This window comes from Pedobacter jamesrossensis (assembly GCF_042650905.1).
Lineage (GTDB): Bacteria > Bacteroidota > Bacteroidia > Sphingobacteriales > Sphingobacteriaceae > Pedobacter > Pedobacter jamesrossensis.
The window spans coordinates 41,212-58,499 of sequence record NZ_JBHSBY010000032.1 but is presented as its reverse complement, the minus strand read 5'-3'; the positions used below and the strand labels follow the sequence as shown (position 1 = coordinate 58,499).

Genomic DNA, 17,288 nt, shown 5'->3' with positions numbered 1-17,288 from the left:
AAAAATAAATATGAAAATTTCGAAATCCTTATTGCTTATCGTTATGGGAGCAATTACGTTTCAGGCAAACGCACAAGTTGCAAAATTTCCTGCTTTTAGTGCAGAAGCACATCGTGGAGGACGTGGCTTATGGCCCGAAAATACAATTTTAGCTATGCAAAATACCATGAAAATTGATGGTATTACAACCCTTGAAATGGATACCCACATAACAAAGGATGGTAAAGTTGTAGTAACTCACGATGATTATTTAAGCCCGAGTTTTATGCGTACTCCAGATGGACAAGATATTCCTGATAGTGATGCAAAGAAATATCCAATTTTCGGGATGAATTACAACGAATTAAAGGAATTTGATTTAGGTTCTAAACCTCTTGCTGGTTTTCCTGAGCAACAAAAAATAAAATTGCAGATTCCGCTATTAGAAGATTTAATTGATGCAGTGCAAAAAGACATCAAGGCAAATAAAAGGAAACAGTTTTTCTACAATATCGAAACGAAATGCGGCCCAGCAGGAGATGGTGTTACAAATCCAGAGCCAGCAGTTTTTGTTAAGCTTTTAATGGATGTTATTCAGAAAAAGGGAATTACGCCTTATGTCGTTATTCAATCTTTCGATAAACGAACTATTCAGCTTATTCATGAGAAATATCCAAATGTTAGAACTTCGTTTTTAGTTGCAAATAAAAAAACTTACGAAGAAAATATTGCCGATTTAGGTTACAAGCCATTTATTTTAAGTCCGGTTTGGCAAATGGTTAATTCAGATATGATTACTAAAGCCCACGCAGATAATGTAAAAGTAATTCCGTGGACGGCTAATAAAGTTGAAGATATGAATGCTTTGAGAGCCTTAGGCGTAGACGGAATTATTTCTGATTACCCAAATTTGTTGGTTCAATCAAAATAATTTTAGAAATTGCATTAACAATATCAACCCTGATTATATGAAATCTTTCTTTTGCAAATGCTTTTTAGCAATATCGTTAACCATTGTATTAAGTTCTAATTATGCCATTGCGCAAGTTGTAAAATGGGATAGTACTTATCGTCCGGGTAAGTATGCAGAACTGGTAACTAAGTTTAAAGAAGAGCCAAAGTCGAAGAAAGATTTCATATTCTTAGGGAATAGCATTACAGATGGCACCGATTGGGCGAAGCTTTTAAATCTTCCACAAGCAAAAAATCGTGGTATTTCGGGCGATATATCTTTTGGTGTTTTAGAAAGATTGCAGGAAGTTATTGATAGAAAACCTGCAAAAGTTTTTATTTTGATAGGCATTAATGATATTTCGAGGAATATTCCAGATAGCGTTATTCTGCGAAACTACAAAACCATGATTGCTAGAATTAGAAATGGTTCTAAGAAAACACAGATTTATTTCAACACACTTTTACCTGTTAATAGTTCATTCGAAAAGTTTAAAAACCACTATGGCAAGGATAACCATATCCTTTGGCTAAACGATGAGATTCGAAAACTGGCCGCCAAAAATGTAACAATTATCGATTTATATCCTGTTTTTGTTGATGATAATAAGCGTTTAAGGGCAGAACTAACAAAAGATGGTTTGCATCTTATTCCGGAAGGTTATAAAGTTTGGGCGGAATATCTTAATGCAAATGATTATTTAAAGTGATATTAAATCGCAAGAAAGTTTAATATTTTCTTTGGTTACTGTTTCAAACATTGAGACATAACCAAGGTAATTTACGTTTGTGTATTGCAAAATATAACGCTGAGTTTCCAAATTCTCTACGCCATTAAAAATTATCCCTCTAATTTTTATTTTATACTGATTAAGGAGATTTATCGACATCAACGTATGGTTGATGCTACCAAGATAATTTTGAGAAATTAATATTACCTCAACATTTAGTTCTTTAATCAAATCGATTAAAAGTTCTTTTTCATTTAAAGGAACCATTAAACCTCCCGCACCTTCAATAATCAAATTGTTATCGGTATCAGGAACTTTAATCTTATGGAGTTCGATTTCTACATTATCAAGTCTTGCAGATAAATGAGGTGATAGAGGGTTGTTTAATCTATAACTTTCTGGATGAATTACAGTTTTACTATTGCTGATTAAACTTGCAACAGTTAGGCTATCGCTTTTGTCTAAGTCTCCAGATTGAATAGGTTTCCAATAATCAGCATTAAGTTTTTCTGTTAAAATTGCGCTCACTAAAGTTTTTCCTATTCCCGTGCCAATTCCGGCAACAAAGTATTTAGCCATTATTTTGTATCTCTTTTAAATTATTAATTAGCGATGTAATTTCTTGATCTGTGTTATAACTGTGCAGGCAAATTCTTAATCTTTCCTTTCCTACCGGAACAGTTGGACTTAAAATGGCACGAACATCAAAACCTTTTGATTGAAGCAAAGATGCTGCATTTTTGGTTTCTGCATTCGAAGAAAATAAAATTCCTTGTATCGCACTTGGACTTTCTAAAGCTTTAATATTATTTTCCTTAATCAGTTTTCTAAATAAATTAATCTTATCAGATATGCTTTTAAGATTAATTTTCCCCAGTAAAATATACGCCGATTTTATAGAAACGATATTTTGCATAGGAGCGGCTGTTGTGTAGATAAACGAACGGGCAAAGTTTATCAGGTAATTGCGAAGGTTTTTATTTCCTAAAACAATTGCACCATGCACGCCTAAAGCCTTTCCAAAAGTTACTATTCTAGCGAAAATTTTATTTTGGAGATTAAGATGATTAACCAATCCAGTACCATTTTCGCCGAAAATACCTAGTGCATGTGCTTCATCAACAATTAAAGCTGCATTGTAAGTTTGGCAAAGTAATGAAATTTCTTTTAAAGGAGCCAAATCTCCATCCATAGAGTAAACACTTTCTACAACAACAAAAATGTTTCCTTTTGATAATTTAAGCTTTTCAGTAAGGTCTTCAATATTATTGTGAGAAAATTTATATCTGGTTGCGTGGCTTAATCTGCAGCCATCGATAATACTGGCATGAATTAGTTCGTCGGTTATTATGGTATCACCCCGTTGCGGCAGGCTAGAAAGTAAACCAACATTTGCATCGTACCCAGAGTTAAATATTAATCCACTTTCTGCTTTATGATAATTGGCAATAAATTGTTCGGTTTCTTCTGTATAAGTTGTGTTCCCACTCAATAATCGAGATCCAGCAGCACCATTTTTATAATTCTTGATATTTAATAGATTTTTATCTATCAATTTTTTTAGTTCAGAAGAACGGGATAAACCTAAATAATCGTTCGAGCAAAAATCTATAGGAGGGAAGGTTTTAGTCAATTTCCTAATTGAAAAATCATCTTCCCGCTTCTCTAATCTATTATTAATAAATAGCTCGATATTGTTCATTTGCTCAAAAATAAAGAAAGCGTTCCGGTTTAACGGAACGCTTTCAAATATTTAAAATAAATTTTTATAATTAACCTTGTGCTGGTGGATTAGAAACAACAGGTGCTTTATCTCTTTTTCCTTTTCCCATACCTTTTCTCATTTTACCTGCTTTCTCTTTAGCTTCGGATCTAAATGCTTCTAATTTTGTTTTTTGTTCTGCATTTAAAACACCATCAAGTTCTGCTTTGCTTTTATCCATATCTGCTTTTCTCTCTTTCATTTTTCCTTTCATTGCAGATTTATCTTCATTGCGGTAAGCTTCCATCTTTTTAGCTCTATCCAATTCAATTGCATAAACTTTTTTCTTTTGATCAGCAGATAAGCTTAATTTTTTTTCCATCATGCCTGTTGCTTTCTCAGCTCTTTGTTCTGCTGTAAGCTTAGGCATTTCTCTTCTTGCTCTTCTAGTCGAATCTTGAGCGAACACTGCAGTAAAACCCATTACTGCAATGGCCATTGTTAAAATTAGTTTTTTCATGTGTATTAGTTATCTATGTGTTTTTAACTAATAGATACTAAAAAAGCTAATCGGTTTAATTTGCAGTTGTTAAATAATGTTAATTCTTGTTCAGCTGCGAGATCGATTTTTGCATTTGAGCCATCATTTGGGTTAAAGTTTCCATTGTTGGATCTGGTGCAGGTTCTGGTAATGATGTAGAAATGTACGCCTTGGCTCTCCAGATTTCAAGGATATCATCGGCTGCAATTGTATAAGCATCATAAACTTTATTATCAGATACTAATTTAAGTTCTTTATTTTCTCTGAAACGATTGCCTGCACGTTTATAAACAACACCTTCATTCTTACTAATTACAATATATGTTTCGCCAGTTTTTACTTCGCTCCAATTATCTAAATACTCGCCAATAATTACACTGCCTGGTTGAACTGGTAACATACTATCGCCCATAATTTCAAAAGCTCGAAAAGTACCTTGACGAAGAGCAGCAATTGGAAGCTGGAATTTAGGAAGATCACTTATATACTGTGGATCAGAAAAACCATTTAAGTAACCAGCACTTGCTTTTACAGGCACAAGTTCTATGTTTTCTCTGTCATTGGCATCTACAGAAATACTAAGCACCCTTAAATTAGAACCCTGGCTTTTCGGTTTTGGTTTCCAGCTATCAGAAATTTTTTCGTTAATGAATTCATCGATGGTTAAATCAAAATATTCAGCTATTTTTTTTAGCAAATCATATTTTGGTTCAGCTCTATCTTCTTCATAAGCACCAATAAGAGATCGCTTAATTTCCATAATATCAGCAAATCCCTGCTGTGTATGACCTTTTTTCTTCCTTAGGTACTTTAAATTATTTGAAATATTCGACATAAAAATAAATTTTAAAATAAATTTGGAATTACTAAAATAGTTAGTAATTTTATGCTCATAAAGTTAGTAATATTATTTTGATTTGCAAGAAGGTATACTAAATAGTTTAGTTTTAATTTTAAATACGTTATTATGAAAAAGTTTGTTTACATCGTTACCGACAGAAATCGCACAAGCATGCATGTTGGCATGAGTTCTGATTTGATTAAAACATTAGATTTTTATAAGCAGATGCCAAACTTATTTTTTGATAGCGGTCAGCACTTAACTCGCCTGGTTTATTTTGAAGAGTTTAAAACCGAAGCACAAGCTTTGGCACGCTTTAAATTAGTTAGCAGATTTACCCGTATGCAAAAGGAACGTTTAGTGAGGTCTTGTAATCCGGATTGGATTGATTTAACTATCGGGTTAGATTTTGAGAATATTCTAATGCACAGAAATATAACTAATCAGGTTAAGCTTTCTTTCAGTAGTTTATCTTGATTAAATTATTAAATACTAATGATGAAGAATTATAAAAGTGAATGATTGAAAAACATTGAAATGTTCAATCATTCACATATTTAAAAATCTATTAGTTCTAATAATTTAAATCTACCATCCTGGTGCGAATGTTAGGCCAAATACACCACCTTTAACGTCTTTACGTTGGAAAGGAATTGCATAGTATGGCTCTAAAACAAAATAGCCAAAAACATTAACCCTTAGTGAGATACCCGCACTCATTACAGGTATGCGTTCATTTGTATCTTCGTAAGAACCAACAATTTGACCATTTGAATCGAAAATAGGTGTTGTAGTATAGGTTGGTTCACTTTTAAAAGCAACTTTAGTGTTGTTTGTCCAAGCTACTCCTGCATCAAAAAATAGATTTAAATCTGTAAATAAAAATTTAGAAGGAATTGCTGTCAACTTTTTAGGTCCGGTAAAAGGTAAACGAACTTCAAAATTAAAAACTGCTAATTTACTTCCACTTAATTGGTTAATATCAAAGCTGTTTCCAAGGGTAGAAGTATTGTTTTTATAAATTGAGTTTGCCTCATAACCTCTAATTAAATAAGGATAACCAACATACATTGGATATAACCTATCAGCATCTGTACCAATACGGAACATATTATAAGATCTGGCTGCTATCGTTATTGGTTTTAATCTCCAGTATTTACGTAAATCTGCTGTAACCCCGCTAAATTTATAAGTTCCAAAATACAATTCGCCACCAACACGATATCTAAATCCATCAAGTGGGCCGGTTAATCCGAAGATTGAATTATCGCCAATAAATGAGGCGTTTAACTGATATAATGTAAATGAGTTGAATGGCACTCCATAATCTAAGCTAGCTTGTTCGTTAGATACTTTACTTCTTTCTGAACCAATATAGTAACCATCGGTACTGTAATAATTACTATAGCGATCGATACGATAACTATATCTTGAGAAAGCACCACCTAGTTCGAAACGATGGATTTTACTAAAAGGGTAGGAACCAAATAATTGAACCTGATCTTCGAATGTTCTAATAATATCTGTACGATAATTTATTGCATCGGTAGTTGTGTTGTTTGCAACAGGTAATTTTTCAAAACCGTAAGAACTAAAACCCGAAACATAAGGTATATGAGATACGGCAGCTCCCCAATTTATTCTGCTTTTCTGGTTGATATAGCCAACTAATCCACCAAAATCATAAATTTCGCCGTTAACAGAAAGGTTTGCTATAATTTGATTTGTTCCTAAAATATCGCTGAACATTCCAATTATACCACCCTGAACACCAGTACCAAATCTACTTGTAGAAACTCCAACGCCGCTATTTGCTAAATAATCTAATTTAAACTTCGGTTTATAAGGAACAGTTTTCATCGAATCAGCGACTATCTTTTCAAACCTATCGAAATTCGCAAGGTTAGAATTAATAATATTTACACCAATATTTTCCATTGGAGGAAGAATTGCTGCATCAAAATTCTCTTCTTTATTACTTATTCTTTTTGGCTTAAAGCTATTTAAATTTGCATTATAAAGTGTATAACGTTGGTAGCGATAATAACTATAAACAATATCGTTAGTTTGTGATATAGAAATGGCTGGAGAAAATTCGGTAATACCGCTAATTCCTGTGAAATAATCTGTAAGTTGATCTACTGAATTATCAGCAAAAGTGTATTTATATAAGTTTCTAAAACCATCTCTATTTGATAAGAAATAAACGTTTTTACTATCCGGAGAGAACTGAGCATTCAAATTATTTGCGCCAGGAAAAACGTCAAGATTACTAACTGTTTTTGTCGAAATATCAAAGATTGCAAGATTAATAGGATTTACTGCCGCAATATTGTTATTCTGAATTGCAGCTCTATCCGAAGAAAAAACTAATTTTTTACCATCTGGCGAATAATTAGGAGCATAATCAGAATAAACATCGTTGGTAATCTGAGTAACTTGTTTAGTATCTAAGTTGTAAGAGAAAATATCGCTTTGTCCTTCTACCATGCCTGAAAAGGCAATATCTTTTCCATTTGGCGACCATGTTAAATTACCAAATTGAGAAACATCACCCATTGCAGTTTGCGAAACTGTAGAGCCATTATCTACATTAATAATCATCATTTGGTTTTTTCCCTGACTAAAAATACTAAAAGCGAACTGCTTGCTATCTGGCGACCAGGCACCAGCAGATTCTATAAAATTAAAATCATCTATATGTCCGTTTGAAATTTGGCTTGTAAGCTTTCTTAAAATTTTGCCTGTTTTAGCATCTGCAAGAAATAAATCAATTCCAAATAAATCTTTCTCAGATAAAAAAGCAAGGTATTTACCATTAGGACTAAGGGCAGGGGCAACGTTCATATTTCCTGCATTTTTGTTATCGATAATTTTGTTTCCGGTAATTTTTATTTGAGAACTATCTGCTTTTAACATTGGCTTATAATGTGCGTCTATGGCATTCTTCCATAAGCCAGATAAAGTTTTATCATCATAACCAAAAGTATATCTTATTGCATTTTCGTAGCCATATTTTGCCGTATTTTTAAACAAGGGAACAATTGTAGTATCTCCGTATTGAGAGCCTATGTAAGTCCAGAATGCTTGACCGTAACGGTACGGGAAGTATTTATTCGAATTAGTTAAATCTTTTAAAGACGGAATATCTCTATTCAACATTGCATCACGCATCCACATAGAGGTAAATGCGTCGCGTTTTCCTATCGATAGATATTCGGCCATTCCTTCAACCATCCAAAGTGGCGTTTGACCTACATTTTCTAAGCTAATAGAATCTTTCTCTAATAAAATATGGTATTGAAATGCATGAACCAACTCATGTCCAAGTACGTGCCTTGTTTGACTGTTAAGCTCCATTATAGGCATAATTACCCTGTTTTTTAAAGCTTCGGTTACTCCCCCAGTTCCTACGCCGATTTCGCCATTAAGTGCTGTAGTTTGTTGAAAATCAGGATGATTATTGTATAAAATAATAGGGTTTTTCTTCATGAAAGTATCTCTAAAAACTTCCTGATGCATTTTATACCAGGTTTCGGCATCCTGAGAGAATTTTTTTAGTAAACTTTCATTTTTTAAATAGTAGTAAATTTCAAAGTGTGGAGTTTGTAACACTTTAAAATCCATATTTTTATATCTTACCTTATTTTGGCCAAAGTACTGTGCCTGAGCTGAGAAGGAAAATATGGTTAAAAGCAAAGCCGGTATAAATTTCTTTAAGATAGTAGAGCTTATTTTCATACGTTGGTTTTAATGTGCAGTATTGTTAATGTACTGAAATGGCAAAAATTTATAAATAAAAATAGCAATTGTTTAAATCACTATTTTTATTTTAACATTTTAAGAGAATAATTCGAAATTAATTATCTCCATTTTTTTTCTTCTCACGCTCTTCCTGTCTTTGTTTTCTTTTCAATTCGCGTTCTTCCTTTTTAGTTAAGGGAACTACAACGGCAGGTTGAATCGGAGCGGATTCTGGCTTTTTCTCTTCTTTTTTAACTTCCATTTCAGTTGTCGAAGTTGGAGTTGCCGTTTCTGGATTTTCTGGTTCAGTAACTGTCGTAGAATCTACAGAAACACTATCGCTAGAGGTTGTATCTTGTACAATACGCGGACTTGGACAATTAATTGTTCTAGTAATATCTACAGTTGCTTTTGGAAAGGGCCCATAAGTATAACCCGAAGTTGGGTCATGATAAACTTTCTCCATAAACTTCGCAAAAATAGGCAGAGCAGTTCTAGAACCTTCTCCTTGTTCTCCGTTTTTAAAGTGTGCCGTTCTTTCATCACAACCAACCCAAACGCCAGTTACTAAATCTTTAGTAATTCCCATATACCAGGCATCAACATAATCTGATGAAGTTCCGGTTTTACCGCCAATTTGATTATTCTTTTTCCATAGATCCCATTCCCATAATGCTTGAGAAGTACCGCCCGGTTCCTCCATACCTCCACGGAACATATATAACATTAACCAGGCAATTTCTTCGGTTAAAACTCTTTTGGTTTTGGGCTTAAAATCATCTATAACATTATCATCCTGGTCGGTTATTTTTTCTACCAAAATCGGATCGGTTTTAACACCTTTATTCAAAAACGTACTGTAAGCCTTTACCATTTCATAAACACTAACATCATTAGAACCTAAACTTACTGATGGAACGGATTCTAAATGGCTATCAATACCACATTCATGAGCCCATTTAACAACATTATCCCATCCAACTTTTTCTGTTACCTGAGCAGTAATGGTATTTACCGATTTAGCCATTGCCCAACGCAAACTCATTTCTCTGTATGTTACGCTATAATCAGCATTTTTTGGCTCCCAATATTTAGTTTGTCCTTTATCCTGATAAGCGATTTTTACTGGTTTATCTGTAAATTTATCGCATGGATTCATTCCTTGCTCTAAAGCTGTTAAATATGCAAATGGTTTAAATGTAGAGCCAGCTTGTCTTTTTGCTTGATTTACGTGATCGTATTTAAAGAATTTGTGATCTATTCCTCCAACCCAAACTTTAATTTTACCACTCGCGGGCTCCATGGTCATCATGCCTGTATTCATGATTTTTCCGTAATAACGAATTGAATCTAAGGTTGAAAACATGGTATCTCTATCACCTTTGTAGGTGAAAATTTGCATCTTTTTCTTTTTATTAAAATATGCAGTTACTGAGTCTGGTGCATTCGAAAATTTCTTTTGTAGTAAAGCATAAATCGGTAAATTTTTCATTGCACGATCTGGGTAATCAACTTTGTTTTTTTCAGAGTCGTACCAAGGGTCTTCATTTCCCCAAACACTATAAAACCTGCGTTGCAAAGTTTTCATTTGCTCTTGTACAGCTTCCTCTGCATATTTTTGAAGTTTAGAATCGATAGTTGTATATATTTTTAAGCCATCTTCATACAAATCGTAACCGTTATCCTTACACCACTTTTCCAGATATTTTGCAACTGCTGCTCTTAAATAAGAATCGCCGTCACTGCCATCTTCCATTTTACCTTCTTTAAGTTTAATAGGCTCTTTAGATAACTGATCTAAACTATCTTTACTTAAATATTTGTATTTATTCATTTGGCTTAAAACCGTATTCCTTCTAATTAACGCCTTTTCAGGGTTTTTGGTTGGATTGTAAAGCGAGGTTCCTTTTAGCATTCCAACTAGCAATGCAGCATCAGTTGTCGATAAATCTTTTGCTTCTTTATCAAAATAAATACGACTTGCAGTTTTAATACCATAAGTATTGTTTCCAAACGAAACGGTATTTAAATACATGGTAATAATATCATTTTTTTGGTAGTTTGATTCTAATTTTACTGCCGTCATCCATTCCTTTAATTTAAAAACAATGGTTCTAACCAAAGGTATTTTTGATAATAGACCCTGCGATTTATTATACCGTGTACGGTATAAATTTTTAGCTAATTGTTGCGTAATTGTACTAGCGCCACCATCTTTACCAAAACCTACAACAGCTCTAACAACGGCCTGGGCATCGATTCCCCAATGCTTATAGAAGCGAACATCTTCTGTAGCAACTAAAGCATTTAAAACGCTTGGTGCAATTTCGTTGTAATTAACTGGCGTTCTGTTTTCTTTAAAATACCTTCCAATTAATTTTCCATCAGAAGTGTATAATTCAGAACCTACTCGAAGTGTAGGGATTTTAATATCATGATAGCTTGGCGAGTAGCCAAACAACCATAAAAAGTTAAGTTGAAGCGCAGAGAAAAATATTATTATAAAAAAAACACTAATTGCAGAATAACGTAAGTACTTGTTTTTTATCTCTTTAAACATATAGGTTAAGATGATGTATTTGGTAAAAGCTTTGGCGTTAAATATAAAAAACTCTAAATGCAAATTAACGTTTTTAATTTACTTATTTTTTAGTTCTATATTTAAATAATTGATATTAGAAATTACAACATTAATACACAGATATGAAAAACGAATTTAAAGGACTAATTGTACAAGGAGATAAAAAATTTTCGATAAAAAATGCTAAAACTGATTATACAGGCGGTTATAACAAAGAAAAGGCTAAAGATGCATTAGTAAATTCGAAAATTGAGATTGACCATTTACAAGAAAAGCTTTATGCATCGGGAACATATTCGTTGTTAATTATTTTTCAGGCAATGGATGCTGCTGGGAAAGATAGTGCAATTGAGCATGTAATGAGTGGCTTAAATCCACAAGGTTGCCAGGTTTTTAGCTTCAAGGTTCCAACTTCCGAAGAGTATGAACACGATTTTTTATGGCGACATTATAAAGCTTTACCCGAACGTGGTAGAATTGGTATTCATAATCGTTCGCATTACGAGAATGTTTTGGTTTGTAAAGTTCATCCAGAATATATATTAAGCGAAAACATACCTGGTTTTACTGATATAAAAAAAATCAATAAAGATTTTTGGAAACAACGTTATCAAAGCATTCGAAATTTTGAAGAACATTTAACGGCAAACGGAACAGTAATATTAAAATTCTTTTTAAATGTAAGCAAGGACGAACAAAAACAACGATTTTTAGATAGGATAGAAGACCCTACTAAAAACTGGAAATTTTCATCTGGCGATATTAAGGAAAGAGCACTTTGGGATGATTATATGAAAGCTTACGAAGATGCAATAAATGAAACATCTACAGCTGACTCTCCATGGCACATTATTCCTGCTGATAAAAAATGGTTTGCCCGTTTAGCGATTAGTGAAATTATCGAAGATAAACTTAAAAGCCTTAATATTAAATTTCCTGTTCTTGATGAATTGGAACAAAGTAAATTGGCTGAAACTAAAAACATTTTGTTGACAGAGTAAATAAATAGAGCTTTATTTCAACCCGATAATTTTTTCCACATTACGTAACAAAATTCACATTCCTATGAGAACTTTTTTAAAGTTTATACTAATTATAATTGCTTTAAACCCTATTCAAAAAATTATGGCGCAAACTGATAAAAGTCAAATGCCTGCAGTTTTAAATCATATTGCTGTTTATGTAACCGAATTAAAAATTGCAACCGATTTCTATGAAAGTGTTTTTAATTTACCGCAAATTCCAGAACCTTTTCATGATGGACGACATACTTGGTTTAGCTTAGGTAGTGCTGGTCATTTGCATTTAATTCAAGGAGCTAAGACTAAAGAAATCCATGATAAAAATGAACATTTATGCTTTAGCGTACCATCAATAGAGGCTTTTATTAGCAAACTAAAATCGAAAAATATAGGCTTTGAAAGCTGGGCCGGAACTCAGGGAGAATTTACTCTGCGAGTTGATGGCGTAAAGCAGATCTATTTTAAAGACCCAGATGGGCATTGGCTTGAAGTTAATGATGATAAGTAACGATACTCCCATCATTATAAAACATTGTAATTAATGAGCATATAAATAGTTAATTTTAACTTAAGTTACTTGTTTAATTATACGTTAAATCCTTAATAGTATTTTGTTTGGTTATTAAAATTGGTTATTTATGTCTTTACCTAATCCCGAGCTTTTTATTCAAATTGGAAATCAATCAAGAGATATATTTTTTGTTTTCGATTACAATCATAATGTCTTTTCTTATATAGGTCCGGCTTTTGAATCGATTTTTGAAATTTCAATAGATAAGGTTAAAGAGAATTCGCTATGTCTTTTTAACCTTGTTCACGAAGAAGATAAAGATCACGTTTTAGATTGTTTTAATGAGTGCGTCGAAGATCGTATTTCCCATAAATATGAATTCAGAATTGTTTGCAATAACGATTTAGAAAAATATATTCGAGTAACAACTTATCCGCTTTTTTCAAATGATCAACTTTTGCAAATTTCTGGTATTGCAGAAGATGTTAGTGTTGCAAAGCATAATAATTTTCATATAGAGAAAATAAATGCACGAAAAAATACAGCTCTGGAAATTGTTTCCCATGATTTAAAAGAGCCACTTGCAATGATTAGTCTTGCAGTTTCTGATTTGCTTCAGAATAGTATGTTGAGTGGGCAGACAAGGGTGCTCAAATCATTAACTTTTATAAAGGAAATGTGTGAACGTAACGTTTTACTTATACGAAATCTGATTAATCATGAATTTTTAAAGTCTTCCGAAGTAGAAATACGCAAAGAGCGTTCTGATTTGGTCCATGATATTAGAGACGTGATTGGGTTTTATCAACATGCTGAACTGAACCTCTTTAGAAACTTTGAATTTATAAGTTCTGATGAACAGCTTTATGCAATGATTGACAGTATGAAGTTTATGCAGGTAATTAATAATCTTATTTCTAACTCGATAAAATTTACCGAAGTAAATGGAACAATAAAGGTAAGCATTCGAGACAAGGGTTCAGTAGTGTTAATTTCGGTAAGCGATAATGGAATTGGTATCCCAGCTCATTTACAGCCTTATTTGTTTGAGCGTTTTAGTATTGCCATGCGAGAAGGGTTGCACGGAGAAGATTCTTGGGGATTAGGAATGGCCATAATAAAAACAATAGTAGAACTACACGAAGGGAAGATTTGGTTCGATAGTATTGAACACGTTGGAAGTACTTTTTACATTGAAATACCAAAATAGCGAATTCCTTTTTTGGTAAATGGGCTTATCGCCATAAGCTTGTTAAATTATCTTCCCAAATTCTTAAAATTTCCAGAAGGTTAAAAAAAATAAATAATTGCAATAAAATATTATCTAGTTAATAATAGTGCTATATATTATTTAAAGAGGGTATTTTGTTCATTTAGATATACTAATATTCATTATTTTACATTCTAATTTATTCACTTTATTCATACCATTTAATTATTTAACAATTTACCTAATTTGGCGTTAATCATACAATAGCTTATCAGGATTGGAAGCAATGATTAATTTAGAGGATTGCAGGTTATCAAATAACCTGCAATTTTTTTGCTCAAAAAAATATAATGTTACCTTCCAAATTAATTATTTGCTTAACAATTTTGATAATTTAAAATTATCATTAATTAATCATGAAAGAAGTTAATCAAAATACGTCAGCTCATGAATTAGATAGTATTCGTGAAGGCGATCAAATTAGCGTTCGCAATGGAAAAACTGGTGAAGTAGAAAAAATACAAATCGTTTGTGCCAAAGGACAAAAACAATATTTCTACAAACTAAAGAACGACGGTACCATTTTTATTGTTAAATAAAAAACCTAGTCATTATTAAAACAGAAAAACCCGTGTAATAAACGGGTTTTTCTGTTTTGTGGTTCAGTAATTCTCTTATTGTTATGGTGTGCCTGCCCTTCGCGGATAACCCACTCACAGGACTTATTTTTCAGGTTGATTATATAACTATAACAAGTTATGCAATGAAAGGTTTCTAACCTAAAATATTTATAAACACCTGTTGAAAACTGTTAATAACTATCATAATATTAAGAAACTGTTTAAAAATGATTTATAGATTTTATAAAAGTGCTTGGGGACACACACCTTGGCCATTGCCATGGAACGTGTCTCCACGTTCTATAAAGTAATTGGAGTTGAAATTTAAACAGTTTCTAAATAATCAATATTTATTTTGTTAATTTTTATTGGATGTAACCATCTTTATAAATTTCATTTAATAAGCCAGCTAGGCGAACAGATGCCTGTTGAATTCTCTCCTCTACCATACCTATATGTTTTTTATAATACTCATCACCAATTGTATTAGATTTCATTTCATCAACTTCGGCATAAAGTTTAGAACTAATTTGATAGCTTTCCCATGCCCACTTTATAACAGGCGCTCTTTGCCATTTTCTAATTTTCCTTTTTGGTATTTGATTAAATTTTATAGCGAGACTATCAAATTTTAATCCCTCGTGTTCTAATAATTTGGTATCTATTAAACTGTGCAAATTTGTTCCTTTACCATCATAATTTAGTTGTATTGTGTTTCCTCCTTTGTCTTCTGCACGAGATACATGCATTGGTTGATGAATGTCACCTACAAAATGAATTACAAATTTTAAAGCATTAATTTTATCTTTTTTGTTGGCATTACTTTGTTTTAGTGTAGCTTCAGCTTTAATTAAAGCACTATAAACGTTTGCTTGTTTCATGGTATCAACCATTTTTTTGAATTCTTTAAAATTTAAACCTAATGGTAAATTTAGAAAGTGCCAGTTTGCGGTTTCTTTTAATTCAGGGTATTTTCTCGCATCATCTGCCCATGTAGCGGCATCAGCTAAACTTTCATTACCTAATAAATCTTTAACGGCGGCTTTTGCATTCTCAGATAAATAATGCTCAGTTATTTTACCAATAGTTCGATGACCGGTATATCCCCAGGAAATTAAAGTTAAACTTATTGTAATAGTTAGCAATGTGTAAGGGTAGCGGAATTTCATTTTCAATATTTAAAATATTAGGCAAAGGTATGGCCTTAAACTGTATTTTAAATATTGTCATCAAGCCGTTACGAAGAAAGATTATAGACTTATTTTACTAGTTCTAGAAAAATAGGATCGTTATAGTCTGAAACGACTTTTATTACGTTAGGATATTTTTTAAATTCTTTTGCGCTATGTGCTGTGCTTAACACAATGCACTGCATGCCAGCATTAAGTGCCGCTTCAACTCCTTTTGGGGCATCTTCCAGAACTAAACAATCTTCTGGTTTTACACCCAAAATTTCAGCTCCTTTCAAAAATGTTTCTGGATCTGGTTTGCTGGTTACAACATCATCTGCACTTACAATAGCTTTAAAATAAGAACGAATATCTAATCCATCTAAAGCAAAATTAATATTAAAAGGAATAGCAGCAGAACCAATTGCCATTAAAACTCCTGTAGCTTTTGCTCGTTTTAATACCAAATCTAAACCTGCAATTAATTGCAAATCTGGTAAATAATCCTTTTGGTAGATTTTTTCCTTTTTTAAAGATATTTCATCCATTTGAGCTTGAGAGAAATAATCTTTTCCAAAAACGCGTTGTAATAATTCATCGTTTTTGCCATACATCTGTTTCTTTACATCACCATAACTAATGCCTGCATTCAAGTCATCATTTAATATAGAAAACCATGCTTTATTATGATATTCCATATCATCTATCATGGTTCCGTTAAGATCAAAAAGTAGGGCTTTCGGAAGAAATTGCATCGTTGTTTTTATTTTAAGATAAAGGTATAATTTTTAAATAAAAACTGATGCTGCTCTGGTAAGTATATAAAAAAGCCATTAACGGTAAGTATTACTCATTCATTAATGGCTATTTTTTTTAAAAATGATTAACCTTGTCATAGGTTTTTAAATATTTTTTAAGCATTTCTCTTGCTACAAATATTCTGGTTTTAACAGTTCCCAAAGGAATTTGAAGCATATCAGCAATTTCATGATATTTATAACCTTCGAAGTATTTTACAAAAGGGGTGTAATAAGCCTCTGGTAAACTAGTTAAAGCCTTATTTATATCATCAACAATAAATTTTCCATCAGCATGATTTTTGGTTGCACTATGAGCTAAATTTATTGATGAAATTTCATCAGTTTGGGTTATTAGTGTTCTTGTTTTGGTAATTCTGCGGTAGTTGTTAATAAATGTATTTCTCATTATTACAAATAACCAACCTTTAATATTAGTTCCTTCCTGAAAATTTTTATAAAACCTAATAGCCTTAACTAATGTATCCTGAACAAGATCATTCGCATCTTCAACATCATTTGTAAATTTTAATGCATGTGATTTTAATGATACAGAATGTGTGTTAACCATTTGATTGAATTCGATTGTAGTCATGATTTCTAGTTTTAAGATGTTGCTTTTAAACGAACAAAACTTATACCATCAATAGGTTGTAATTATTTTATACTATTTTGCTAAATAGTACATAAACTCATTTTTAAATTAATAATAATGGATTTGTTGATGGAAATTGTAGTTCTGGAGATTTTTAAATAACGTATTTATACTTAATGATTAAGTAGTTTCCCTTAAATAGATTTTTTTACTCGTACTAGGATTAGAACAATAAAACTAATTTATTAATAATATTATAGCGTTGCCTAGTTTCTTTATACTTAGCAATTGCAA

16 protein-coding genes are annotated in these 17,288 nt (G+C 32.2%); 7 read left to right on the top strand and 9 right to left on the bottom strand.

Features of this window, described 5'->3' with window-relative positions:
• Nucleotides 1–10: 10 nt before the first annotated feature.
• Both ACFOUY_RS06545 and ACFOUY_RS06540 read left to right on the top strand, forming a co-directional pair.
• A complete protein-coding gene (locus ACFOUY_RS06545; protein ID WP_378959680.1) occupies nucleotides 11–910 on the top strand; it encodes a glycerophosphodiester phosphodiesterase family protein in 900 nt (299 codons plus the stop codon).
• 37 nt (nucleotides 911–947) lie between these two features.
• Nucleotides 948–1,640 (top strand): GDSL-type esterase/lipase family protein, encoded by a 693-nt coding sequence (locus ACFOUY_RS06540; protein ID WP_378959679.1) that lies wholly within the window; start codon nucleotides 948–950, stop codon nucleotides 1,638–1,640.
• On the opposite strand, the gene bioD is transcribed toward ACFOUY_RS06540, so the two are convergent.
• The 4 genes from bioD to ACFOUY_RS06520 all read right to left on the bottom strand — a co-directional run bounded on the left by bioD (nucleotide 1,632) and on the right by ACFOUY_RS06520 (nucleotide 4,739).
• The gene (gene bioD / locus ACFOUY_RS06535) at nucleotides 1,632–2,240 is read right to left on the bottom strand and encodes a dethiobiotin synthase (RefSeq protein WP_378959678.1); all 609 of its coding nucleotides are present in this window, start codon (nucleotides 2,238–2,240) and stop codon (nucleotides 1,632–1,634) included. The two genes, ACFOUY_RS06540 and bioD, sit on opposite strands and share 9 nt — an antisense overlap.
• The gene (locus ACFOUY_RS06530) at nucleotides 2,233–3,363 is read right to left on the bottom strand and encodes an aminotransferase class I/II-fold pyridoxal phosphate-dependent enzyme (protein WP_378959676.1); all 1,131 of its coding nucleotides are present in this window, start codon (nucleotides 3,361–3,363) and stop codon (nucleotides 2,233–2,235) included. Before ACFOUY_RS06530 ends, bioD begins: the two co-directional genes overlap by 8 nt.
• 70 nt (nucleotides 3,364–3,433) lie before the next feature.
• Nucleotides 3,434–3,883 carry a hypothetical protein gene (locus ACFOUY_RS06525; RefSeq protein WP_378959675.1) on the bottom strand — a complete coding sequence of 150 codons (450 nt, stop codon included), beginning with the start codon at nucleotides 3,881–3,883 and terminating at the stop codon, nucleotides 3,434–3,436.
• A 79-nt stretch (nucleotides 3,884–3,962) separates the two neighbouring features.
• On the bottom strand, nucleotides 3,963–4,739 hold the full coding sequence (locus ACFOUY_RS06520) for an XRE family transcriptional regulator (RefSeq protein WP_378959674.1): 777 nt from the start codon (nucleotides 4,737–4,739) through the stop codon (nucleotides 3,963–3,965).
• 132 nt (nucleotides 4,740–4,871) lie between these two features.
• On the opposite strand from ACFOUY_RS06520, the gene ACFOUY_RS06515 reads away from it, so the two are divergent.
• Nucleotides 4,872–5,222: a GIY-YIG nuclease family protein gene (locus ACFOUY_RS06515; protein WP_378959673.1), complete on the top strand. Its 351-nt coding sequence runs from the start codon at nucleotides 4,872–4,874 to the stop codon at nucleotides 5,220–5,222.
• A 111-nt stretch (nucleotides 5,223–5,333) separates the two neighbouring features.
• Here the strand turns inward: ACFOUY_RS06515 and ACFOUY_RS06510 are convergent, their stop codons facing one another.
• Nucleotides 5,334–8,486, bottom strand: coding sequence for a peptidase MA family metallohydrolase (locus ACFOUY_RS06510; protein ID WP_378959672.1), 3,153 nt, complete (start codon nucleotides 8,484–8,486; stop codon nucleotides 5,334–5,336).
• Nucleotides 8,487–8,604: 118 nt separating this feature from the next.
• The gene (locus tag ACFOUY_RS06505) at nucleotides 8,605–11,049 is read right to left on the bottom strand and encodes a transglycosylase domain-containing protein (protein WP_378959671.1); all 2,445 of its coding nucleotides are present in this window, start codon (nucleotides 11,047–11,049) and stop codon (nucleotides 8,605–8,607) included.
• A 143-nt stretch (nucleotides 11,050–11,192) separates the two neighbouring features.
• Between ACFOUY_RS06505 and ACFOUY_RS06500 the strand changes: the two genes are divergently transcribed.
• The 4 genes from ACFOUY_RS06500 to ACFOUY_RS06485 all read left to right on the top strand — a co-directional run bounded on the left by ACFOUY_RS06500 (nucleotide 11,193) and on the right by ACFOUY_RS06485 (nucleotide 14,412).
• Nucleotides 11,193–12,071, top strand: coding sequence for a polyphosphate kinase 2 family protein (locus ACFOUY_RS06500; RefSeq protein ID WP_378959670.1), 879 nt, complete (start codon nucleotides 11,193–11,195; stop codon nucleotides 12,069–12,071).
• A gap of 64 nt (nucleotides 12,072–12,135) precedes the next feature.
• Nucleotides 12,136–12,600 carry a VOC family protein gene (locus ACFOUY_RS06495; RefSeq protein WP_378959669.1) on the top strand — a complete coding sequence of 155 codons (465 nt, stop codon included), beginning with the start codon at nucleotides 12,136–12,138 and terminating at the stop codon, nucleotides 12,598–12,600.
• A 130-nt stretch (nucleotides 12,601–12,730) separates the two neighbouring features.
• The gene (locus tag ACFOUY_RS06490; protein WP_378959668.1) at nucleotides 12,731–13,813 is read left to right on the top strand and encodes a PAS domain-containing sensor histidine kinase; all 1,083 of its coding nucleotides are present in this window, start codon (nucleotides 12,731–12,733) and stop codon (nucleotides 13,811–13,813) included.
• A gap of 416 nt (nucleotides 13,814–14,229) precedes the next feature.
• Nucleotides 14,230–14,412: a hypothetical protein gene (locus ACFOUY_RS06485; protein ID WP_378959667.1), complete on the top strand. Its 183-nt coding sequence runs from the start codon at nucleotides 14,230–14,232 to the stop codon at nucleotides 14,410–14,412.
• 386 nt (nucleotides 14,413–14,798) lie between these two features.
• Here the strand turns inward: ACFOUY_RS06485 and ACFOUY_RS06480 are convergent, their stop codons facing one another.
• The 3 genes from ACFOUY_RS06480 to ACFOUY_RS06470 form a co-directional block, all read right to left on the bottom strand.
• A complete protein-coding gene (locus tag ACFOUY_RS06480) occupies nucleotides 14,799–15,602 on the bottom strand; it encodes a S1/P1 nuclease (protein ID WP_378959666.1) in 804 nt (267 codons plus the stop codon).
• Nucleotides 15,603–15,691: 89 nt separating this feature from the next.
• On the bottom strand, nucleotides 15,692–16,357 hold the full coding sequence (locus ACFOUY_RS06475) for an HAD family hydrolase (RefSeq protein WP_378959665.1): 666 nt from the start codon (nucleotides 16,355–16,357) through the stop codon (nucleotides 15,692–15,694).
• Nucleotides 16,358–16,475: 118 nt separating this feature from the next.
• A complete protein-coding gene (locus tag ACFOUY_RS06470) occupies nucleotides 16,476–16,994 on the bottom strand; it encodes an RNA polymerase sigma factor (protein ID WP_378959663.1) in 519 nt (172 codons plus the stop codon).
• Nucleotides 16,995–17,288 lie beyond the last annotated feature (294 nt).